Annotated in this window: 20 protein-coding genes and 1 riboswitch; of the genes, 9 read left to right on the top strand and 11 right to left on the bottom strand. The window is 36.9% G+C overall.

Features of this window, described 5'->3' with window-relative positions; translation table 11 throughout:
• Positions 1 to 112: 112 nt before the first annotated feature.
• The 3 genes from BK585_RS08995 to BK585_RS08985 all read right to left on the bottom strand — a co-directional run bounded on the left by BK585_RS08995 (position 113) and on the right by BK585_RS08985 (position 3,851).
• On the bottom strand, positions 113 to 730 hold the full coding sequence (locus tag BK585_RS08995; RefSeq protein WP_078553123.1) for a response regulator transcription factor: 618 nt from the start codon (positions 728 to 730) through the stop codon (positions 113 to 115).
• A complete protein-coding gene (locus tag BK585_RS08990) occupies positions 714 to 3,008 on the bottom strand; it encodes an ATP-binding protein (protein ID WP_078553122.1) in 2,295 nt (764 codons plus the stop codon). The genes BK585_RS08995 and BK585_RS08990 overlap by 17 nt, the downstream gene beginning before the upstream one ends.
• 96 nt (positions 3,009 to 3,104) lie before the next feature.
• The gene (locus BK585_RS08985; RefSeq protein ID WP_078553121.1) at positions 3,105 to 3,851 is read right to left on the bottom strand and encodes an SDR family NAD(P)-dependent oxidoreductase; all 747 of its coding nucleotides are present in this window, start codon (positions 3,849 to 3,851) and stop codon (positions 3,105 to 3,107) included.
• A gap of 77 nt (positions 3,852 to 3,928) precedes the next feature.
• Between BK585_RS08985 and BK585_RS08980 the strand changes: the two genes are divergently transcribed.
• The 4 genes from BK585_RS08980 to BK585_RS08965 are packed head-to-tail and all read left to right on the top strand — an operon-like array spanning position 3,929 to position 7,960.
• The gene (locus BK585_RS08980; protein WP_078553120.1) at positions 3,929 to 4,708 is read left to right on the top strand and encodes a carotenoid biosynthesis protein; all 780 of its coding nucleotides are present in this window, start codon (positions 3,929 to 3,931) and stop codon (positions 4,706 to 4,708) included.
• The gene (locus BK585_RS08975; RefSeq protein WP_078553119.1) at positions 4,705 to 5,412 is read left to right on the top strand and encodes a lysophospholipid acyltransferase family protein; all 708 of its coding nucleotides are present in this window, start codon (positions 4,705 to 4,707) and stop codon (positions 5,410 to 5,412) included. The genes BK585_RS08980 and BK585_RS08975 overlap by 4 nt, the downstream gene beginning before the upstream one ends.
• Complete coding sequence (locus BK585_RS08970) at positions 5,409 to 6,482, top strand: glycosyltransferase family 2 protein (RefSeq protein WP_078553118.1); 1,074 nt, start codon at positions 5,409 to 5,411, stop codon at positions 6,480 to 6,482. Before BK585_RS08975 ends, BK585_RS08970 begins: the two co-directional genes overlap by 4 nt.
• A complete protein-coding gene (locus BK585_RS08965; RefSeq protein ID WP_078553117.1) occupies positions 6,479 to 7,960 on the top strand; it encodes a phytoene desaturase family protein in 1,482 nt (493 codons plus the stop codon). The genes BK585_RS08970 and BK585_RS08965 overlap by 4 nt, the downstream gene beginning before the upstream one ends.
• 65 nt (positions 7,961 to 8,025) lie before the next feature.
• Here the strand turns inward: BK585_RS08965 and BK585_RS08960 are convergent, their stop codons facing one another.
• The 3 genes from BK585_RS08960 to BK585_RS08950 are packed head-to-tail and all read right to left on the bottom strand — an operon-like array spanning position 8,026 to position 11,811.
• Positions 8,026 to 8,883, bottom strand: coding sequence for a phytoene/squalene synthase family protein (locus tag BK585_RS08960; RefSeq protein WP_078553116.1), 858 nt, complete (start codon positions 8,881 to 8,883; stop codon positions 8,026 to 8,028).
• On the bottom strand, positions 8,849 to 10,318 hold the full coding sequence (locus tag BK585_RS08955) for a phytoene desaturase family protein (protein WP_078553115.1): 1,470 nt from the start codon (positions 10,316 to 10,318) through the stop codon (positions 8,849 to 8,851). Before BK585_RS08955 ends, BK585_RS08960 begins: the two co-directional genes overlap by 35 nt.
• Positions 10,318 to 11,811: a phytoene desaturase family protein gene (locus tag BK585_RS08950; protein WP_078553114.1), complete on the bottom strand. Its 1,494-nt coding sequence runs from the start codon at positions 11,809 to 11,811 to the stop codon at positions 10,318 to 10,320. Before BK585_RS08950 ends, BK585_RS08955 begins: the two co-directional genes overlap by 1 nt.
• 198 nt (positions 11,812 to 12,009) lie before the next feature.
• On the opposite strand from BK585_RS08950, the gene BK585_RS08945 reads away from it, so the two are divergent.
• The 4 genes from BK585_RS08945 to BK585_RS08930 all read left to right on the top strand — a co-directional run bounded on the left by BK585_RS08945 (position 12,010) and on the right by BK585_RS08930 (position 15,579).
• Complete coding sequence (locus BK585_RS08945; RefSeq protein ID WP_078553113.1) at positions 12,010 to 12,618, top strand: transglutaminase-like domain-containing protein; 609 nt, start codon at positions 12,010 to 12,012, stop codon at positions 12,616 to 12,618.
• Between the two features lie 11 nt (positions 12,619 to 12,629).
• Entirely contained in the window at positions 12,630 to 13,031 is a 402-nt protein-coding gene (locus BK585_RS08940) for a GNAT family N-acetyltransferase (protein ID WP_078553112.1), read from the top strand.
• A gap of 96 nt (positions 13,032 to 13,127) precedes the next feature.
• On the top strand, positions 13,128 to 14,600 hold the full coding sequence (locus BK585_RS08935; protein ID WP_078553111.1) for a phospholipase D family protein: 1,473 nt from the start codon (positions 13,128 to 13,130) through the stop codon (positions 14,598 to 14,600).
• Positions 14,601 to 14,673: 73 nt separating this feature from the next.
• Positions 14,674 to 15,579, top strand: a complete 906-nt coding sequence (locus BK585_RS08930) for a nuclease-related domain-containing protein (protein ID WP_170885524.1) — start codon at positions 14,674 to 14,676, stop codon at positions 15,577 to 15,579.
• 359 nt (positions 15,580 to 15,938) lie between these two features.
• Here BK585_RS08930 and BK585_RS08925 read toward each other — a convergent pair whose 3' ends face one another.
• The 3 genes from BK585_RS08925 to BK585_RS08915 form a co-directional block, all read right to left on the bottom strand.
• Positions 15,939 to 16,487, bottom strand: a complete 549-nt coding sequence (locus BK585_RS08925) for a hypothetical protein (protein ID WP_078553109.1) — start codon at positions 16,485 to 16,487, stop codon at positions 15,939 to 15,941.
• Position 16,488: 1 nt separating this feature from the next.
• Positions 16,489 to 19,035, bottom strand: coding sequence for a class I SAM-dependent methyltransferase (locus tag BK585_RS08920; RefSeq protein ID WP_078553108.1), 2,547 nt, complete (start codon positions 19,033 to 19,035; stop codon positions 16,489 to 16,491).
• A 75-nt stretch (positions 19,036 to 19,110) separates the two neighbouring features.
• Positions 19,111 to 21,123, bottom strand: coding sequence for a hypothetical protein (locus BK585_RS08915; RefSeq protein WP_078553107.1), 2,013 nt, complete (start codon positions 21,121 to 21,123; stop codon positions 19,111 to 19,113).
• Positions 21,124 to 21,691: 568 nt separating this feature from the next.
• Between BK585_RS08915 and BK585_RS08905 the strand changes: the two genes are divergently transcribed.
• Positions 21,692 to 22,048 (top strand): DUF2512 family protein, encoded by a 357-nt coding sequence (locus tag BK585_RS08905; RefSeq protein WP_078553105.1) that lies wholly within the window; start codon positions 21,692 to 21,694, stop codon positions 22,046 to 22,048.
• Positions 22,049 to 22,117: 69 nt separating this feature from the next.
• Here the strand turns inward: BK585_RS08905 and BK585_RS08900 are convergent, their stop codons facing one another.
• Complete coding sequence (locus tag BK585_RS08900) at positions 22,118 to 22,363, bottom strand: DUF2535 family protein (protein ID WP_078553104.1); 246 nt, start codon at positions 22,361 to 22,363, stop codon at positions 22,118 to 22,120.
• A 253-nt stretch (positions 22,364 to 22,616) separates the two neighbouring features.
• Positions 22,617 to 22,772 carry a sporulation histidine kinase inhibitor Sda gene (gene sda / locus BK585_RS08895; protein WP_078553103.1) on the bottom strand — a complete coding sequence of 52 codons (156 nt, stop codon included), beginning with the start codon at positions 22,770 to 22,772 and terminating at the stop codon, positions 22,617 to 22,619.
• Between the two features lie 166 nt (positions 22,773 to 22,938).
• Positions 22,939 to 23,022: riboswitch (cyclic di-GMP riboswitch) on the top strand.
• Positions 23,023 to 23,070: the final 48 nt, after the last annotated feature.

Here is a 23,070-nt window from a genome sequence, read left to right as displayed (position 1 = left end):
TCTGCTATAGTATAAAAAACACCATGAACGGCACACATCCGTACATGGCGTATATTTAATTGCGGAGTTCCGCAATTATCACATGAAGGAGAAGATGGTCTTACTTCTGCCTTTACATCACATCACCTAATATCCCGTGTTGAATCCCTTTAATAACGGCACCTACTCTTCCATCTACATCTAATTTGCGAAAAATAGAGGAAATGTGGTGTTCGACCGTTCTACGACTCATATGTAATCGTTTAGAGATTTCTTCATTCGTTTCTCCTGCCGCTATTCCTTTTAAGATGTCCGTCTCTTTCGGTGTTAATCTCATTTCCATTTTCTGCTCAAGGTGGGATGGTATCATTTTATAGCCAAAATAACTTTGCTTAATGATGTTAATAAACTCTGAGTAGGAGGAATCCTTTGGTAAAAAGGCACTCACTCCTATTTCTAGAGCGGTTACGTGGTATTCCGTTGTATAAAAACCAGAAACTAACACCACTTTTATCCGATTGTTATTGATTTGCACAACTTTTCGAGCTAGCTCCATTCCGTTCATTTCTGGCATACGTACATCACAGACAACAACATCTGGTACTAGATCCTCCATAGCTTGTAATGCTTCTCTAGCTTGATGATAGACTCCTACCACTGCAATGTCGTTATCTTCTTCAAGCCATGATTTTAAACCACGTAGAACCATTTGATGATCATCGATTAACATGACTCTAATTTGCTTTTTCATGTATTCTCCCTCCTTGCGGCTGTGCAGGTATGCGTATCATTACCTTTGTTCCCTTACCATGCTGGGAAAGGATATCGAAGTTCCCTTGTAATGCATTTACCTTTCGTTTGATTGATAGCAAGCCATAATGCTTCGCCTTTGCGATTTGGTGCTGAAGTGACAACGTATCAAAACCTACTCCATCGTCACTTATACGAACCTGAACAGTGTGATTGTATGTTTCGATCGTAATCGAGACTGTTGTTGCCTGCGCATGTTTCAGTACATTTTGAAGTAGCTCTTTTATCATTTGAAACAGTGAAACTGTGACAGCTAGCGGAATAGAGTTATCTACATAACGATCATAATCACATTCCATCTTGATATGATGTCTCGCTTTTGTTTCCCGAATTAGCGTATCAATCGCTCTTTTGAGACCAATATCTTCAACAACGGACGGATATAAATCAGAGCATAAATCACGCAACTCAAACAATGTATCCTCTAACTTATCAACCATACCATGAACTTTTTTTGGTTCATTTGTTTTGATTTCCTTTGCGTCCCGTAAAATAAAGACTAAGTTTTGAATTATATTATCATGGAGGTGTTCAGCAATCTTTTCTTTTTCTTCTTCAAGACTTTCAAGTAATAATTGGTCCTCATTCAGCTCAATGAGCGAGGTTGTCACCTGAGAGTTTAAGGCAGGTTGAAGGCTGACAAGGCGATGAACCATTTGCATATAAGAAGTTAATAAAGCAAGATAATCCGCTTCAAATAAGTTTGAAACTTTACCCTTCTCAACAATGACGTATCCTACTAACGTTTGTTGTTCCACCACAGGAAAAGTGGTAAATTGCTGCTCATTCGCTTTAGAAGAAAACACCAACTCGCCTTTTTTGTTTAGTGTAAGACCATTTAAACGAGAATCAGGGGTATCTTTCACTTCAATAAGCAGTGAATGGTCATGTCGAATCCAAAAAATAGCTTTTATGCGTTCATCAAAATCATCTGCCATCTTCATAATAAAGTGCTTAAGTAGGTTTGTATAATAATCATTTAGTTGGAGTTGAGACAACATTTCCTCTTTTTCCTGAATTCTTTCTTTTCGTTGAAATAACAATCGATTACTCCATTGAACCATGTTTTGGAAAAAATAATGTAACCCAACAATATAAAGAAACGCCATGATAATTAATAAACTCGTTTGTCCTGTCCGTTCATGGAAAACATGGAAGAGCAAAAAGCAACCTACCACACCAACAGCAAAAGCTAACCGAAGTAATAAATCTGGCAAATAGAATTTGCGCCACAACAACCCTTTTCTGACAAGAACATACCCATAAAAAAGTGGCATAGCCATTAAAAAGAAAGAAGTAAAAACGGTGTTGACCTCTGATTTATGCCAAATTGTTGGGAGCATAAAGAAAATAAACAAAGGAGATAAACTACACAGCAGTCCAAACGACAAAATCCAAACTTGGTATCTTTCTACTTTTTTCGCATACTGCAGTGCAATATATCCGAAAAAGATGGAGCAAACGAGTAAGGCTAACAACAATGGAAAGATTACACCTTTATCAAGTAGTAAAAACCAATTCTCAGACAAAGGGGAAATTTGGTATGATACTTGTAAAAACGAAAAGGACAGCGCGATAACAAGAAAGATTTTCTTTGTTCGCTTCACTCTTCGGTCATGGTTTATGTATATTGGAAAGTAGGAAGTAAGAACAACTAAGAAGTAAGGAATCCAGATTAACGTTTGATAAAAAATTGTTCGGGGTACGATATACCCTTGACAAGAGGTAATCGCAGACAATAGAGAAAAAGCAACTACTACGTTCGTAAGTAAAAACGTCTTCACAAAATATAATTTCGGCTTCCGATAATAGGTTATGATGCCGATAAGTAAAAATGGCAGGGAAAATATCGTTAACCATAACTTGTCATAAAAGCTCTGATTCTCTCCTATTGGTACATGTATCTCTTTTTCACCATTCGCATTCTTCACAGTAAACTGGCTGGCTTGTTCAACAATAAACCACTTGGATACCAATCGAGTTTCCTCGGGTGAAGCTCCATCTATTGAGGTGATAATATCGCCTTTGTTCACTCCTAGTTCTCCAGCAATACCATCAGCTTGAATATGGGCAACTGCCCAGTTGGAGTCGTCCTTTGTCAGATGAATACCTAGCAAGGGGTAAGGAAGAACTAATAACATCTGATATATAAAATATAAAACATACGCCAAAATAAGAAACACAACTGTTGTTTTAACCTTTACATTTTGCGTAACCACTCATACTCCCCCTTACTATTTTTATTGTAAGGGGAAGTAACTGGAAAAACACGGACAAAAAGACCTAGCATTTATTGATTGCTAGGTCCTACTTTTTTAATGTTCATAAATCATTTTTCGGGTCATTCCGCCATCAACCACTAGATTTTCTCCTGTAATAAAATCATTGTCTGGATGAGTTAAAAAGAGACATGCACGGGCAATGTCCTCTGGTTTCCCCACTCTTTTTGCGAAATGCTGCTTGTGGTCAACCTCTCGTAACCCTTCATAATCACCTGTTTCAATCCAACCAGGACTTACTGCATTTACTTGAATTCGATCTTCCTGAAGGGAAGCAGCTAAGGCGTGGGTTAGCGCCACAATTCCTCCTTTTGAAGCTGCATACGCCTCAGAACTAGGCTCTGACATGATTGCTCTTGTTGAAGCAATGTTTACAATTGACCCTTTTTCTTGTTTCTTCATGATGAACGCTGCTTCTTTTGCAAAAAGAAGAGGACCGGTTAAATTTGTTTTGATGACATCTTCCCATTCTTCTAGTTTTAATTGGGTGATTGGAGTAAATCTAGAAACACCTGCATTATTAATTAATACATCAATTTTTCCGTAGCGCTCGTCGATGGTTTTCACCGTTTCAGAAATTTGTTCTGAAACTCGGACGTCACAGTGAATAAAAACGCATGTTCCTTTTTCACTTGCATTTAATTCTTTCGTTGTGGCAATTCCCTTTTCTTCATCAATATCCGTAATAATGACAGTCGCCCCTTGATTGCAATACCCTCTCGCAATCCCCTTACCAATTCCCTGCGCTCCACCAGTGACAACAACAATAAAATTTTCAAGCATATGTATTCCCTCCTCTAACATTATTATGTACAATAGTTATACAAAGATTAAATATAAAGTGAACAAGAAGGTGTGTCATGGAAAACCAATTTGACCGTTATATCTTTCGTTTTTTTCTATTTTGGTATGTATGTGGAGTTATCCTCCTAACGTTCGATCTCGTTTCACCTTCATTAGAATGGGCTAATGTTATCTTTTTACTCTTGTCTGGCATACTTGGTGTTATTTATTTTATTAGAAATTATTCAATGAGAAAAGGATTTTCGGTTGTAGCTCTTATATTCACAACAACAATGATGGCTGAATGGACTGGTGTTCGTTATGGATTTCTGTTTGGGCATTATTCGTATAATGCAGACTTCGGCCCACAACTTGTTGGAGTACCGATTACAATTGGTTTTGCTTGGATAATGGTGATTGCAACAACTCATGCAATAGCGAAAGTGATAAGTCAGCACGTAAAAGGAGTTAAAAAGAAAGCCGTCTATCTTCTTTGTGGTCCATCCGCTGCTGTTATCCTTGATTTAATTTTAGACCCGGTTGCTTTTGTAGCTAAGGAATATTGGATTTGGGATGGGAATGGAGTCTATTACGGCATTCCTTTTTCGAATTTCGTTGATTGGTTCCTCGTTGCTTTTGCCTTACATCTTGTTCTTGCTTTTTACCTTTTACAGGATGATGACAATAGCACATATTGGAGTCAAAGAATGGCAATTCTTTACGGTTTGATGCTTAGCATGTTTGTTATTTTAGCCATTTCCGCTAAACTTTGGCTTGCCATTGCAATCACAGCGCCACTTGTATACATCCTCTTTTCGGCGTATGTTACTGCGATTCGAAAGGACGCTGGAGTATGATTGAAGCCAAAAAGAGCAAGTGGTTTAGCTCATTGTTTCACGTTTACAATAAACAGTTGCTCCAAAAATCATTTTCTAACATTTATATTTCAACGTCTGACATTGAAAGAAACAAGCCTACATTGTTTATCGCGAACCATAGCTCTTGGTGGGATGGGCTCATTTGTTTTCATCTTTCTCAAACGATTATACCCTATGATTGCTTTGCGATGATGAGTGAAGAAGGCTTACAATCGTATCCTTTCTTTAAAAAGTTAGGTGGTTATTCTATTTCTTTAACTTCCCACAAAGAGCTTCGTAGTTCCTTAGACTATACGAACAAATTATTGCAACAAAAAAAAGCGGTATGGATCTTTCCTCAAGGAGAGGAACAACATCTTGAAAAACGACCTTTAACTTTTCAAAAAGGAGCTGCGTTTATAGCAAAACAACTCCCTGAACTTCAAGTTGTACCTGTCACATTTTATTATTCCTTTGGGCATGAACCTAAGCCGAACTTGTTTATAACAATCGGGTCTGCAATTGATAATTGGCGTAAGGATAACGTAAGGCAAGTAACAGCTTTTTTTGAAGAAAAGGTAACCGGACAACTTGAGGTGCAACGACATTCGGTCATTCACGAACAAACTACGGATTACTCAGTGCTGCTAAATGGATTTACATCATTTGCAAAACATAAAGCTAGGAGGAGGACATCTTCATGACAACTGTAAGTGTAATCTTCCTTCTATTTATCCTTTGGACGGTTCTTAACTCTATGTTTATGCCAAAACTTACACAAGCTCGTTCCCTAGAGACAGTACCACTCGTTTCAATTCTAATACCCGTTCGAAACGAAGAAAGAAATATTAAGCCATTGCTCCAATCGTTAGAAAAGTTAACTTATAAAAACTATGAAGTTATCTTTTTAGATGACCAATCAACCGACCAAACAGTACCCTTGCTTCAGCAGGGTCTTGAAAAAGTAGCCGGAACCGTCATTCATGGACGTCCCCTTCCGCGAGGGTGGGTAGGAAAAGTTCATGCTTGTCAGCAATTAAGTGAGACGGCTTCTGGAGACTATTATCTTTTTCTCGATGCCGATGTTCGAATAGCTCCTCATACAATTGAAGCTTCTTTGTGCTTATTAACAAAAAGAAAAGCTGGTTTACTCACAGGATTTCCTAACTTTCCGACGACAAGCTTTCTTAGTCAATTACTCGTTCCAATGCAGCATTTTATCGTGTTGTTTCATTTGCCTTTATTTATGGCGAATTTAACAAAGCTACCGGCATTTACAGCAGCTCACGGGTCATTTATGTTTTTTCGCAAAGAGGCCTATATGGCATCTGGTGGACACAAGCAGGTGTTCAATTCCCTAGTCGAGGATGTACACCTTAGCCGTGAAGTTAAAAAAGCTGGATATCATGTTGTGCTAGCCAATATAACAAACGATGTGACATGTCATATGTATGAGACGAATGCCGAAGTATGGAACGGTTTTTTGAAAAATGTATTTTCTGGCATAGGTAGGTCGTATGTAATGGGGATCGGACTCATTTGTTTTTACAGTATCTTTCTTTTGCCATTGTTTCTTATAGTAACTGGTAGTTTCGTCCCTTTGATTCTTTTACTAGTTCTTAGGTTATATGTTGATTGGCGAATGAACCAAAGAAACCTGATATTTCTATTGATGCCTCTATCCTCATTAATGATTATCGTACTTTTAAGCTATTCAATGATTCAATCTCTTCGAAAGCGAAATGTAATATGGAAAGGAAGACATTACTCATGAACAAAATAATGATTATAGGTGGTGGTCTTGGAGGGTTATCTGCTGCAATTACACTTGCCTCTAAAGGTTATGATGTGCATCTGTTCGAGAAAAACAATCACCTTGGCGGGAAATTAAAAAGAGTCGCAAATGACCAGTATCAATTCGATTTCGGTCCGAATACAATTACAATGCCTCACGTCTTTCAAAACGTAATCCTTAATTCAGGCGCAAACCCTGATGATTATTTTCAATTTATAAAGTTGGACGTTCACACCCGCAACCATTATGGGAGTGGAGATTCATTCGAACTAACAACAAATACTTCTCACATGATAGAACAACTAAAAGAATTAGACGCACCGGGTGCAGCAAATTATCGTGAGTACTTACATGAAGTAAAACGTTTGTACCAACTATCAGTTGACCATTTTCTTTACTATTCTTTTTCTAGTAAAAAAGACTATGCCAACCCATCGTTAGCGAAAGCTTTTTTGAAAGTACGACCGTTTGAGAATTTGGATCATTTTCATCGGAGATACTTTCAAAACGAAAAGGTCATTCAAGCATTCAATCGCTATGCAACTTACGTAGGGTCTTCTCCTTATTTAACACCTGCGACTTTTGCAATGATTGCTCATCTTGAACTTGCTGAAGGTGTTTTTTATGCCAAAGGGGGGAATGCATCGATTGCCGATGGCCTCGTCAAACGTGCAAAGGAATTAGGGGTTTCCTTTCATCTCTCCACAGACGTTAAAGAGGTACTGGTGAAAAATAAAAGAGCCGTAGCCATTCGAACAAGCCAGGACACTATCCATGAAGGTGATGCATTTGTAATGAACGGTGATATATTATCCGCTTATCAACGAGTCGTGAAGGAACAGGACCGACCACATTTTACAAACAAAAAAATAAACAGCATCACCCCTTCCATTTCTGCGTTTGTCATTCTAGCAGGAATATCAACGAAAATGGAGAAACTCATTCATCATCAAGTATACTTTAGCAATCAATACGAAGATGAGTTTCGTGAACTGTTTACTGAACGAAAGATGCCCTCAGACCCTACAATATATATTAGTAATTCATCATATACAGACAAAAGCCAAGCACCCAATGGCAGTAACTTATTTATCTTAGTGAATGCCCCTGCCATTTCAGAGTCATATGATGAAGAAGAAATAAGAGTCTATAAGGAAATTGTGTACAAAAAACTAGCTACGTACGGCCTGAATATAGAGCCTCATCTAGAGTTTGAACAAGTTGTCACACCAAAGGATATTTCCACACAGTTTAGGGCTTATAAAGGAGCATTATACGGTCCAAGCTCTCATTCCTTTTTAGGCGCATTCCTTCGACCACAAAACCGCTCCAAAGATATTCCAAACCTCTATTTCACCGGAGGGTCAACCCACCCAGGAGGTGGTTCGCCAATGGTGATGATTAGTGGTCAGAATGTTGCAAAACTAGTAGACCACCAACTCAAGGGGCTCATGTAACCTTGGGTTGGAGACTACAACAAAAAACGCATGTCATTTTCAATTGAAAACGCATGCGTCTTTTCCTATGCTAGTATTTGAATCATATCTTGAATTCGAACTAAAACTTTTTCTTTTTCTTCTTTAGTCACATAGGCTCTTGTTCGAAATACATCATAGTCATTTCGTCTAACCGCTGCTAATATTTCTCTATACATATACAAAGCACCTAGCACAGGAACTCTTGACGATATAGGATAGTGATGAACAGACTTCAAGGCCTTTTGATATAGCGTTTCTGCACGTTCAGCAAGCTCTTCCCATACACCGATAAAACTTTTGTTTACCGTCTGTTCAAACAATTGTGGATAGGAATAATCATACTTTACGAGCGTGTCTTTCGGCAGATAAATACGACCTTTTAACAAGTCTTCACCGACATCTCGTAAGATATTTGTGAGCTGCATTGCTACGCCAAGTGACACTGCACCTTCTTTTATCTCATGATGATTGTTGGGTGCCAATACCGGCAACAGCATTAATCCGACGGTACCGGCTACATAATACGAATACTCTTCTACTTCCTCTAGCGTGTCATAGACGCTTTTTTTATAGTCCATCCCTTGCCCTTTAATCATATCAAAGAATGGTTGGGGCTCTATGTCAAAGTGTTTTCGGACATCATCAAGTGCAATCCACATTGGCTCAGGCAACACGATAGAATGGATAAAAAAATCATGGGTCTTTTTTTCAAACTCTTCTAATTCTTCAATTAGACTAGAGCCTTCATCGACTATATCATCAACTTGACGACAAAAAGCATAAATCGCCCACACGGCTTTCCGCTGTCGTTCTGGTAGTATCGAAAATGCCTTGGCAAATGTCTTCGAGTTTGATTCAATCATCTTTTTACATTGCAGATACGCTCGTTCTACTTCCTTCATCTTGTACCACCCTCTCCTCAATAAACTGATGTAATAGTTTTGCGCCTTGCATCACTATCGGAACTCCTCCACCAGGATGAGTGCTAGCCCCAACAGCATAAACATTATCGTATTTAAATGGCTTAAGCTGAGGTCGAAAAACCCCTGATTGAAGTAATGATGGGGCTATGCCAAAACTTCCGCCCATATACAACCCTTCATTTTCTGCATCCTTTGGGGTACGAACTTCTTTCCAAAGAATCGATTTTCTTAAATTCGGAAAACCTCTGTTTTCTACTTCATCTATAACCTTATCAACATATGAACTAATTTTTTTCCAATTTATCTCGCTATTAACAGGAACCGGAACGAGCATATATAACACGCCTTTTCCATTTGGTGCTAATGAAGGGTCTATGATAGATGGATGAAACGAATAAATCGACGGGTCTTCTGGTAATTGTTTTGTAACAAAGACGTCCTTCATATGTCTTTCTAAGTCTTCTGTCATAAAAAATTGATGGACATTTGCTTCCTTATAGATTTTGTCTAATCCCAAGTAGACAAGTAAGCACCCAGAGGATGGCACATACTGATTCTCTTTAACTCCTACTACCTTCTCCATTAAAGGGAAGTCGCCATTTACGATGATTTGCTCAAATTCTTCCATTTTTCCGTTCACGATTACACCCTTGCATGTATCCTGCTCATGAACGAGCTTTTCAACCTTGTGATTTCGTTTAACCGTAATGTTCTTTTCGTTAATTTTGTTGATTACTGAATCAATTAAACTCGCATAGCCCCCTTTTACATACCAGATGCCATGAACGTGTTCACTATATGGAACCAATGAGTATAACGCTGGGGATTGAAATGGGGCCCCACCTATATACAGCGTTTGAAAGGAAAAGGCTTCTTGTAATTTTTGATTGGTAAAATAAGATTCTGCTTGTTGCTTGACGGTTTGATAAGCTTTAAGTTTCCATAATGTACGTACATTCGTTACCGTCCAAAAGTCACGTTTCTGCACAAACGATACATCAAGAAAAGCACGTTTCCCTTCTTCAAAATTACGCTCCATATCAGAGAGGTATCGGAGGAAGTGTTCCTCTTCACCTGGGTACATGCGATTGATTTCTTCTAACTGTTTTTGTTTATCGCTCCATTTTGTAAAAGTCGTTCCATCTGGATATGAAAGCTTATAAAGGGGGTCTATCTGAATGAGTTCATACTCATCTGAACCAATTCCAACATCAGCTAGGATGCTTTTAATCATATTTGGAAGGAGTACAATGGTCGGCCCTTTATCAATTTTAAATCCGTCTTTTTCAATAAAAGAGAGTCGACCTCCAAGACTATCATCTTTTTCAAATATTGTGACGTCTTCACCACGCATTTCAGCATATAAAGCAGAAAGTAACCCACCTATTCCAGAACCAATAACAGCCGTTTTCATTACGCACCCCTCTGCTTTCTTTCTTGTTTTTTCATCTCAGCAATCGTAATCTTGGCTGATTCAAATATTGTCGGAAGACCACTTCCAGGGTGTGTACCTCCACCAACTAACCATAGATTTTCTAATTCCTCAAATTTGTTATGAGGCCTAAAATACATCATTTGTCTAAGACGGTGAGATAGATTAAAAGTAGCTCCCTGATAAACATTCAACTCGTTTTCCCAGTCCATTGGAGTAATTAATTGTTCAACCTCAATATGATCTCTAATCGAAATGCCTAACTTCATTTCTACTTGATTGAGAACAAGCTCCCGAAAAGCTAACTTCTCACTCTCCCAATCTAGTAAGCTCGTATTATTAGGTACAGGTGCTAGAATATAAAGTGTCGACTTTCCTTCAGGGGCAAGTGTGCTATCTGTTACCCCTGCATTTTGAACATAAATAGAAGGTTGTTCAGATAATACTTTCCGAGTTGATATTTCTTCTACATTCTTTTTATAGTCACTTGAAAACAACACTGTATGATGAGGCAATTCATACGTTTGATCTAACCCTAGATACAGCATAAACGTTGAACATGAAAAGTCTTTTTTATTTATTTTTTCCCTTGTATAACGTTTTACTGGCGTTTCTTCTATAAATGATGTGATGGCATGTGCAAAATCGGCATTTACAATCACATCATCAGCCAGCACTTTTTCTCCAGTTTCTAATAAGACACCCAAGACCTTTTTGTTTGCAACAAGTAACTGTTTCACTCCCACACCAGTATGGATGACTCCTCCATACTCCTCTGTTACCTTTGCAAATGCCTTTGGAATTTGATTTAACCCACCGATTGGATGAAAAATACCATATTTATGTTCCATATAGGATAGAATGCTAAAAGCTCCAGGACATTCCCATGGTGACATTCCTAAATATTTCGATTGAAAAGTAAACGCTAATTTAAGCTCTTCGTCCGTAAAGTAATTTCCTAATACATCATATAATGATTGATTAAGAGTTAAATGGGGTAATGCTCGAATCGTTCGCCATCTAAAATAGTCAAAGATCGATTGAAAGCTATTTTGTAAGAGCGGCATTAACCTTTCCATTTTTATGTCATTATCTTTCATAAAACGTTCATAACCCTCTCCGTTACCAGGGAATAGCGTTTCTATTTCTTGTTTGGTGACGGCTTGATCTCGTGAAGGTGAGAAACGAAGACCGTCAAAACGGAGCTCATACAAAGGGTCCACTTCTGTTAGCGTAAGATAGTCATCCATCTTGCGCCCCGCCAAAGTAAAAAGCTCTTCTAACAAATAAGGCATACTTAAAAATGTTGGTCCTTTATCAAAGGTATATCCATTTGTATGAATTGCTGACGTTCTACCCCCGACTTGCTCTTGTTTTTCAAATACAGTAACCTTATTACCTTGACTTGCTAGAATCATGGCGGATGCAAGCCCCCCTGGCCCAGCTCCTATAATAATGACTGATTTCTTCTTCATACTTCCCACCACCCTACATTACACTTTTATTGTACATAACTTATACAGATAGTTTAACAGTAAAACCTCGTAAAAAGCAATTGAAAATTATCTTAAATTCAAAATAATATTTCGTCGAAAAATAGATGACGAAAATGGTGTTATTTTTATTCATTCGCGTGTATAATTATGAATTATTTTAGTAGGAGTTGATTGCGATTGAAAATTTTATGTGACTCTAATAAACTAACTGATTATTTTATTGAACTTGAAGATGTTAACTTTTCACACCCAGTTATCCAGCAATTCGCTGCCTCTCTGTTTCGTACCGTACAAAGCGATACTGAAATGGTGAACAAAGCTTTTACTTTTGTAAGAGATGACATTGACCACTCTTTTGATATCAATAATCGCGTTATTACATGCAAGGCATCGGATGTCCTTTTGAAAAAGCATGGCATTTGTTATGCTAAGTCTCATTTACTTGCAGCACTCTTGCGTTCTCAACAGATTCCAACAGGTTTTTGCTACCAACGTCTGACCCTTTTTGACTCGCCAGAAGACGGATATTGCATCCATGCTTTAAATGCAGTTTTTATCCCTTCTGCATCAAGATGGATTCGAGTAGATGCCCGAGGAAATAAAGATGGTATTAATGCTCAATTTTCTCTTGAAGCCGAGCAGTTGGCTTTTGCTGTTCGACCACATCTAGGTGAAATCGATTATCCAATGATTTATGCGAGACCACATCCAAAAACACTTCATGCCCTTAACACATCCTACAATTGCCAAACCATGTATAAAGAAAAACTACCAACCTTTTTATAGGAGGAATTTAGTTGAAAATATCTACTCATGTACCAACAAAGGATGAGTTTTATCAGTTATATCAGACGACAGGATGGAATAAAGATGGAGAGTTATCAGAAAAACAGCTTCATCAAGCCATTAAACATTGTTGGTATTCTGTTTCAGCCTATGAAAACGAACAACTTATTGGGTATGGTCGAATCATATCCGATGGTGTTTACCAAGCCTTACTATGTGATTTAATTGTCCATCCTTCGTATCAAGGCCGTGGAATTGGGAAAATGCTGCTCAATACCCTCATTGAATATTGTCGTCAACAGAACATTCGTAAAATCCAGTTGTTTTGCGCTACTGGGAAAAAACCATTTTACGATAAGATAGGTTTCGTTGAGCGTCTTCCTCAATCACCAGGCATGGAATTATTTCTATAAAACTACTCTTTTAAAAAAGGAGTAGTTTTTTGACGAATAAGCGATTACAATAAAGAGAAATATCACCTTTATTTCCAATATGAGGAGAGCGATTTGATGTATACACCACTTATTAAAAAAGCACCAAAGAAAAAATTTTCTAAGAAAAAGATGTTTTTATTGCTGCTTATAACTCTGTTCCTCATTTATCTTACAGCAGCTATGGTTGGCTTTTGGAAGCCGCTTCCAGAGGGGATTTCATTTGAAGGCGAACTACATTCTTCTGACTCAGTTGAATTTTTAATGGATGTGACATACGAGGATAATGGTATTCAGGTTCATGAGCAAGAAATTTTCTCCACGATTCATTCTGTTATAGAAAATGCTACTGATTTTATTATCGTAGATATGTTTTTGTTCAACGATGAATATGACCGTTCAGCAAGTTACCCATCGATTTCTTCCCAACTCACAGATACACTTCTAGCAAAAAAAGCCCAACAACCAGATATTGAAATCGTCGTCATTACAGATCCTATTAATACGTTCTATGGGTCTTACAGCTCTTCTTCAATAGAGAGACTGAGAGAAGCAAATATTCATGTTTTTTATACCGATTTAACTAAGCTACGTGACTCTAACCCTACTTATTCAGGATTATGGAGAAGCGGTTTGCAATGGTTTGGTAATTCTGAAAATGGCTGGCTTCCAAACCCATTTAGTCCAGATTCTCCACAAGGAACGCTGCGTTCGTATTTGCAATTATTTAATTTTAAAGCGAATCATCGAAAAGTTGTCATTACTGAACATAAGGCAGTCGTTACATCAGCCAATCCTCATGACGCCAGTGGGTACCATTCCAACATTGCATTTGTGGTACAAGGGGATATTGTTGCTGATTTAATTGAAACAGAAAAAGCAGTAGCGGTGATGTCAGGAGCAAGTCCAGAGCTTTTCGCATCATTTATTCCTAAAGCGTCTTCAACTCCAACTGAAACACCGTATCAAGTTCAGGTATTAACAGAAGGTAAAATCAAGAAAAGTTTACTCGATGAAATTGAACAAACAAAGAGTGGTGATACGATATCAATTGGAGCTTTTTATTTTTCTGACCGTGATTTAGTGCGAGAGCTCCTCTCCGCTGCTAAACGAGATGTAGAAATTAGATTGCTATTTGATGCGAACAAAGATGCCTTTGGAAGAGAAAAAAATGGCGTTCCAAACCGACCTGTCGCACATGAACTCGTCTCCAAATCAGATGGCGACATAGCTGTTCGCTGGTATAACACATCAGGTGAGCAATATCATACGAAGATGGCAATCTTTGAAAAAGAGGAAGAAGTGGTCGTAATCGGAGGGTCTTCTAATTTTACTAAACGAAACCTAGCAGACTTTAATTTAGAAACGAACCTAAAGGTAGTCGGAAGTCCTGAAGCTGAGACTTTATCAAAAATCTCTATGTATTTTGAAAAACTGTGGACCAATGATGGCCAAGAGTACACGTTAGAATATGAAGACTTTGCGGATGATTCTTTTACAAACAAATTGCTTTACCGATTCCAAGAATGGAGCGGCTTGTCTACGTTTTAGTTTATTTTTCACTGAGGATTTCACTTTTATTGGAATGTGGAATCCTCTTAACTTAATAAAAAAGGAGATGGCTATGATAATAAATTTGCGGCTTGAACCATTGGAATTAACGATTTTAAGGTCGCTGAATGAACGAATGGAGTTACCAGATAAAGAAAAACAATCTTTACTAACCCAACAAAAAGGCTACCAAGGAGAACTTCAGTTTGATGAATGGTTTCGCAGTTTAACAACTGTAGGTATTTATTTACAAAATATGTTATTTGAATGTAACCAAACCATGTTTCAAATTGATAGCTTATTTATTACCTCAAACACCATTTATATTTTTGAAGTAAAAAATTACGAGGGTGACTTTTTCATTGAAGGCGATAGGTGGTACACCCTTGCAAGAAATGAAATAAAAAACCCTCTCCTCCAACTTAATCGAAGTGAAAACTTATTCCGACGATTACTCCAAGACATCGGCAATACCTCTCCCGTTAAATCTTATCTTGTATTTATTCATCCGGATTTCCAACTCTATCAAGCTCCACTTCATTCTCCAATCGTATTTTCATCACAACTCAATCGCTTTAAAAGAACCCTTGAGAGCCACACTTCCCGCCTTACTTCTGTGTACTATAAGCTAGCAAAAAAACTATTTGCTCTTCAGTTAAGTGAATATCCCTATTTACGATTACCTCGATACGATTTTTTCAGCTTAGATAAAGGGATACTATGCCGCGCTTGTAATTCAAATGAAACTACTAAGCACTCTAATTTAATCAAATGCTCGAAATGTGGGTCGTCTGAAAAAGAAGATACTGCTGTAAAGCGGATGGTTGAGGATTATAAATTGTTGTTCCCTAAAGAAAGAGTTACTACTAGCAGAGTAAAAGAGTGGTGCAAGATAATCGAATCCAACAAAACATTTCATAGAATCTTAAAAAAATACTATAGTAAGCAAGGGGATGGAAAAGGGACATATTTCATTTAAACCTGATGTGGGATTTACTTTTTTAGATTGGGTTTTAGAATTGATATTAGGTTTACCTTCCCGATTTTGCTTTCTTCTCTTAGTTTTGGGATGGTATTTTCGTTTTCCTTCCCATTTTCTCTTCCTTCTCTTAGTTTTGGGATGGTATTTTCGTTTTCCTTCCCATTTTCTCTTCCTTCTCTTGGTTTTGGGATGGTATTTTCGTTTTCCTTCCCGATTTTGCTTCCTTCTCTTGGTTTTGGGATGGTAATCTAGTTGCCACCCGCTTATTCCTTTTAACTATCTATTTGGCACGCTCACTTTCTTTCTTGTGCTACACAAAACGGGCTGCCACATTAGGCAACCCCCTCCTTCAATCCTTATACTCTTTTAGCAAAATAAATGGTATCAATTCCTTTGCCGCGGTGGTCCGGCAAGCGTTCACTGACTTCAAATTCAATCGTTTCTAACACATGAATATGCGAGTGATTTGCGGACCATGTTCGAGTCGAAACATACGGCATCCTAAATGCCTCTTTCACCTGCTCCGATTGAATAAAATCATAGAATGTTCTTGTTATTCCACGATTTCTCTCTTTTTTGCGAACACACACCGTTGTAATATAAAGACTTGGCGAAAAGGCAGTAAGCTCTTCACACGTATAACCACTCTTGAACGTCATAAACCCTAATAACTCTTCGGTGCCTTCTGATATTGCTAAAATAAAATGTTGTTTACATACTTCTTCAAAATAGGAGTGAGGTTTTTTATCCTCTTCTACCTCAACTTGTAGTTCACTTTGAAAAGAGCTTTCTCTCGCAGAAAGAGAAGGTACAAACTCTTTATCTACCTCACATAGAATGTCCCATACTGCTTCTCTTCTTTTGTGTGCATCTAGTTTTTCATAAAATTCAAGCCGATATGACATCTTATGATTGGCCTCCTTTTTGTGCAAACGCATATAATCGATGCGTATATAAATCCACTGTATGTGACTGACATAACTTCAAATACGCTGCTCTCAGTTTCTTTCGTAAACTTTCCTCAGGTAGACACGTGAGATACGGAAGCATACCTGCATTAGCGAAATTTTCAACTAAGGTTGGATATTCGGTACCATCTGTTTCAACACTCTCGACCCGAACTTGGGTAAACCCAAGGTTAAGTAAAAGTGTCTCATACTCTACCTTTGTTGGATAATAGACGGGGTACGTCCAATTTTGATAATACATTTGGATATCTAGCACTTCGATGGCCTTTTTGACCATGTCATGCAAACCAACATAGCAATGATAGCCTCCTTGGTGCACTGCAAGTTTTCCACCAGGCTTTAAACTATGATACAATTTCCGGTACATCGTTTTACTATCAACCATCCAATGCAGTGTAGCATTACTGAATACTAAATCGTACTTGTTTTCATCATCTAAATCCATAGCATCCATCACAAAAAAATTAATTTGGTCTTCGTGAATCTCTTTTTCATGTCTGAGTTTGAGTGCAGTTTCTACCATGCTATCTGATATGTCAAACGCATCGATGCTAACGGTAGTATTTTTTGAGAACAACTCAAAGGTAGTGCGTCCATTCCCACACCCGACATCAAGGATTTTTGCATAATTATCCACTTTCAATTTTTCGATAAGTGTTGTCCCTTGTTTTTGCTGGGTTTGTGACGATTCGTCATACTCTTCGCCGTTGAACTTTTCCTGATTTTCTTCTAAATAACGAGGAATTAAAATCGGGTTGACCGTTATAATCTGATTTTTTCTGAGAATGTAGTAGTGAGAATAAATGTCTACATTACTCAACCCATTTGATAAACTAAAGCGGATTTCCGTTTGATCCCAATCCGAAGCCACAAAAAGCTTTCTCCCAAATTCATCAAAAATCACTTCTTTAATTTTTATTATTTCAGGGAACACATTTGCTTCTTTCAATGACTCTAAAAACTCAATCGCACTCGCATATAACTTCATTATGCGATTTCGGTATGTTTTATAAGGAACCTCGAAGCTTTGAACTTTTTGATAATGAGAGAAAAAAGAACGAAGCGACGATAACTCTTCTGCTTTAAGAATCAACTTACTTGGTAAAATACTTCGTAAATTCAAGTTCATCATCTTAAGTTGAAATTGCTCTTGTTTGCCTATGCTATTTAAATAGGAAAAGAGACCGATATATTGTCCAAAGGTAATTCGCTTTTCAATAATCTTTTTACTTCTCGTTTGTTCGTTATAACTTTTAATAAACGCTGACATCGAACCATAAAAGTAAATGGAATAGAAGTTCAACATTTCATAAAAAACATGCTCTAGCTCCTGGTAACAAGAGATGCCAAGCCCTATCATATATTCTTTATTCATTTTATTAAACTTATCTTCTAATAAAAGTTGATTGTTAGCGCGATAACGAGATAAAAAATACTCCAAGCCTTTAGGTTTATCTAGAATATTCATGCCAATGTTTTTTAAGATTAGCTTCGCTTTATCTTCAATAGAATAAGTAAACGAAGCCTCACCTATTTTTCTTGCATTAAGTTCAAGGATGATATCCCTTGGTCCTAATAGATTCACTAACAGTTCAATAGGGTCATAGGATAAACAAATATTTAACACCTTATCCGTATACGGAATCGTCATGTTAAAGGTATTTTCCACAAACGAAGAATTAAACTGGTTCTTCATGACTTCAAACAACACGTACTCATCTGGATAATACTTAATAATTAAATCTCTAAGCTTCTCAATCTTATCCTTAGGTCGAATCACAAATAAATAATCACTTTCTTCAACATTTTGCGTATCAAACATTAAATCTTGTTGGAGCTTTGTAAACAGTTCAGATGTCGTTAAAAATTGAATAAACTGTTGCGGCGTGATGTTTTGATATTTCCCAAGGTGCATCACGACGGATTCAAGCAAAGCGATAACATACGTAAAGTTACGACAGTATGTAGCAAACAGAAACGTATTTTTTAAGATAAAGTCAGGGAGCGGGTTTTCTTGAATAATTTCTCTCATCGCATCACACTGAATAAATTGGGTGAACTCATCATAATTAAAAGCTCTGTTCCCAATTTCAAAGTTAAATATAGAGATCCCTGGTAACGCTTCTAGAAAAAATTTACTCTTACTTGTGAAAATAACTGTAGAATTTAAATGCTGGGAATAGACCTTTAACATGAGTTCTTTACACTGCTCTCTTGAGTAGAACTCATCAATATTATCAATCAAAAGAATTGTGCTTGAATCTGCTTGTAAAAGCGATTCTTCCACTGAGTTTTCATCTAACATAACATAATTATGTCCGTTATTTAGTTGTGATAAATACGTTAATAACGCTGATTTTCCTGTTCCCGCTTCTCCATATATATTAATTAAAAATGTTTGTTCATTTTCAATAATGTCATGTAAGTCAGTTAAAAGCCCTTCTTCTCCTAGGATTCGAATATCATTCTCAATTGTTTGCACCATACGGCTCCCTTCTGTACCACGCGATGAGCTATTTGTAATCTATTATACCTTATATTGCTATTCTACAAAACGATTCTATTGAGTTGGATTATCCTCGTTTGTCTCTTCAACTGTATTCCTAGTAACAAAAAACCGGATGAGAAGAATGCCAAGAATAGACGCTGAAAATATCGCAGTGAAACCTGTTAAAATTTGTTCACTCGTTGTACTACCTCCAAATAAAAACTGTAATAAACTAGAGAATAGGACGAGCGGGAAACCATAAATTGTTATTCCATTAATCAACCGACTCGTATGAGATTCAATGTAATTTTTAATAATGTTATCAATTTCAGCAACGGATTCGTACAATTCCTCAATCTTGCGGTCAATTCCCCAGCGTTTCTCTACTTTTTCACGAAAAAGTAGAAGATTCCCATCCCCTGAAACCATTGTGTTCATCAACGTTTCTCTCAACGCTAGTTTTATTTTTGTGAGCCGGTCGTTCAATTGATTAATTTCTCTCCCAGAAAAACTTTTGTTTTTCCGATATAACTTTTCTCTAATATCTTGGATTTGGTCTTTGATTTCTCCATACAATTCTGTAACCGTATTATAACGAACTAGCAAATGTTCGAACTCTAATTTATATAAATGAAGATTGGAATGCTCTTTGCTCCAATCGTCAAAGAACAAAATTCCATTTTTATGAATCACAACAAACCCACCAGGAATATGTTGTATGTCAAATGCTTTCTCCGATGGTAATTCTTCTAGTCTTGGAAACTCTTGTTGTTCTCTACCACTTGCACATGCAGCTAAATATTTTTGCAAGCTCGGAAATAGCACCATCGCTTTTGTATTTTTTAATGACCATTTCATCGCCAGCATTTGTTTTTCATTTTGTTTAACCATCGGTTCACACTCATGAGGGTACCTTTCTTTCCCTTCGTGTGTACCGTCTTGATTCAACTGATGTACCTTGATATTTGTTATCGGTGAATATACTTTCCATAGTGTCTCAATGACTTCATTCCAACTTAGTTTACTTCCTAATACATTGTCCGATAACCGCTTTGGAGCAGCGACTAGTGTGCATTTCTCATTTTCATCATACCAAGGTTGATTTGCTTTTGAGCGATGATTATCATAACGCGGGTCGTCTGTCGGGCGAGAACTTCCCCATTTTTCATCTTCTTTCCGCTCTAGTTCTAACCATAACTCTTTTAAGTTCACTCCTAATGTAGGGTCAACCGAAATGACCATGTCGTTTCCTGTACCAGCTGCTTGGGGTCTATGAATCGCCATTAAACCAAACCCTGATTGAAACCAACTGTTCTTTTCATCGGTACGGAGAAATGCTTTATGAACTCCTTGTGACGTGTATTCAAGTGAAATAAAAGAATCAAGTATCACTGATTTTGCTGAGGAAGCTAAAGGCAATTCCAGTTGGATAAGTTCAGCCTGTTGCAGGGAATGCATATATTCGTGCTGTTCATGCCGCAATAGCGATTTTGCTTTTTGATATTGTTTACTATTCGGTAAGCTACATACTTGATAAGGTGAAATATCACGAGTGACTAAATCAAGCAAAAACGACATGCATGAGAAAAATCCATCTTGTAGACGATTCTTATTGACAGTACCATCAGACTTAAATTCAAAATAGTCATGACTTAACGCATTATGTAAACAACCCCAAGACTCAAAAGGCAATCCTGTAGTTTTGACATCACCTGTTTTCCAACGATTGGTATACTCAATCCAGTCGTAAGAAATGTTTACAGAAGATTGAGAGACGACATTATGAAACAACAGAATAGCTAAGCATGTATCTGGAGATAAGTCTTCTATATAGATAACCGGATTGTTCATTACTGAAAACTGTTGTTTCCATTGGTTCCGTTGCTCGTCATCCATTTCCCAAATTTGCTCAGAAACTGATTGATACTTATCGATTTTATTATTAATGACAATCCCTTGTCGCATTTGGTCTTCTTTCCCAAAACCAAAGGTAATAAAGTCCGACGTTTGCACTTCGTTTGATTTTAATATAGGAAAAAAAGCAATTGGAGTCTTGTGCCAAATAAAATGTTCTTCCTTATACATTAATTCCCCTTCCCCATCATGAGAAAAAAGCCCCCCTACTTCATTAGAGAGACTACTGACATTGCCTATAACGATATCCTATGAAACTTGTTATATCACTTCTCATCCGATGGTTATATGAATTTTCTTCATTTAATAATACTACTATTGTATCATATTTCCTTATACTTTGAGACTATACTTTATATCGAATGAACACATTCCGCATAAAAAAACTTTTTTAAATATTTCATCTATGTTTGCACCTGGATGAAGTTGAATATACTCTTCAACTTCAGTTTGGCTGCGATAATCGTTGTTGTGATCTAGATAATATAGGTCGATGTGGGAATCTAGTCCCCCACACTTTTTACATGATTCCATTTAGAAACTCCTTTCTAGTATAAAAGCCATTGGATGGTATATACACATTTCGCCAAATGAATACAAATTCCTACATGATTTTTAAAAATAGGATAAATTTACTATGTTTTTTTATAAAAACCTAAATCAAAAGTATCACTTTGATTATTCATAAATAATCCATATTAGGAAACGATAATAAAAACTACTAAAGGAGGAGATTTTCATGGCTGGGTTTATTGTCAAATTGTTCGTTTGTCCAATCTTTGTCATATTAGCTTCTTTTGTCTTTCCGAACGTAAATTATGCAACTATTTATCAGCCAATTATTGTGGGTTTGATCCTTGCCATCGCAGGACATACAATGGAACTTGTCATTCTTAAGAAAGGAACACTATGGATTAGTACGGTTGCAGATTTTGTTGCAGCGACAATAATTGTATATTATGCTTCTCTTTTGTTTCCAACCGCAACCGTAACCATTGGTGGAGCTGTATTAACAGCTATAGCATTAACGATTTCTGAAATGCTTCAGCATCTTTGGTTAATTCAGTCGGGTCGAACAAATAAATCACATGCGTAAAACGGACCAAATAAGTAAAAGGACGCCCTTTGAAAGTTTAGTACTTCCAAAGGGCGTCTCTTTTGTCATCTAAATATTAATCCTATCTTTTTTTCTTTCCATCATTCGATTAAATTCTTCAGGGCCACATTTATCAATAATAAAGGAATGAAACGAATAATGTGTTTTGGGTCTACAATTTTGCTCTATTTCATCAATTAACATTTCTAAGTAATAGTTTAATAATAAAAGTTCACTACAAAAAATAGGAATGTCTTTTATTAAATATTTTCTTCCATTTTTATGAAATAATTCTATACATTTCGTAATGACCATTGTTATCACCTTTTCTTTGTTCTTTATATAGAATACTATACTATTCGATTAAGAACAAGAGAAAAAGATAAAATTCTACAAATTTTTATTGTTATATTTAAATAACAACCCTCTCCCTTTCTTTATACGGAAGAAAATAGTCGTTTTTTTAGATGTTTTTATCGAATTTTCGTGAAGGATTCCAAAATCAATTTCTCCTAAAATGCTGCGAATAGTTACCGTTGTTCTGAATCATTTCCAACAAAAAAAACTCCTAAGAACAGGAGCATTTCATTTTCTCATATATATTTCTTTTTTGTATTTCAATGGATAAGAGTTTGATGAAATCTGGTTCAAGATTTAAATTGATAGCTTTTTGATACGCTTCTAGTAAAAGCTCATCACTTAATTTCCAGCGAACACTTTCCATACATCATTCCCCCTTAGTATCATTATAGAAAAAAACTCAGAGAACAACAGAGAAAATTGTCATAATAAAGTCATAGCAAAGTCATATATGTATATCTACTTAGTAAAATTTCACAGTCAATAGTTTTAGGTTGAAAGTAGCGCAAAAAGTATAGTACTATAGACACAAATGATAAAGGCAAACTTATTGAAAAATAAGGACGCAAAGCTAAAGGGGCTAAGGGAATTTCCTATGCTCGCCAGTTGCCTATGAAATACCTCCTTTTGGTTTTTCTATAGGTACTTTAAATCAAAGGAGG

The organism is Bacillus alkalicellulosilyticus, from assembly GCF_002019795.1.
Lineage (GTDB): Bacteria > Bacillota > Bacilli > Bacillales > Bacillaceae_F > Bacillus_AO > Bacillus_AO alkalicellulosilyticum.
This window is presented reverse-complemented; position numbering and strand designations above follow the sequence as displayed.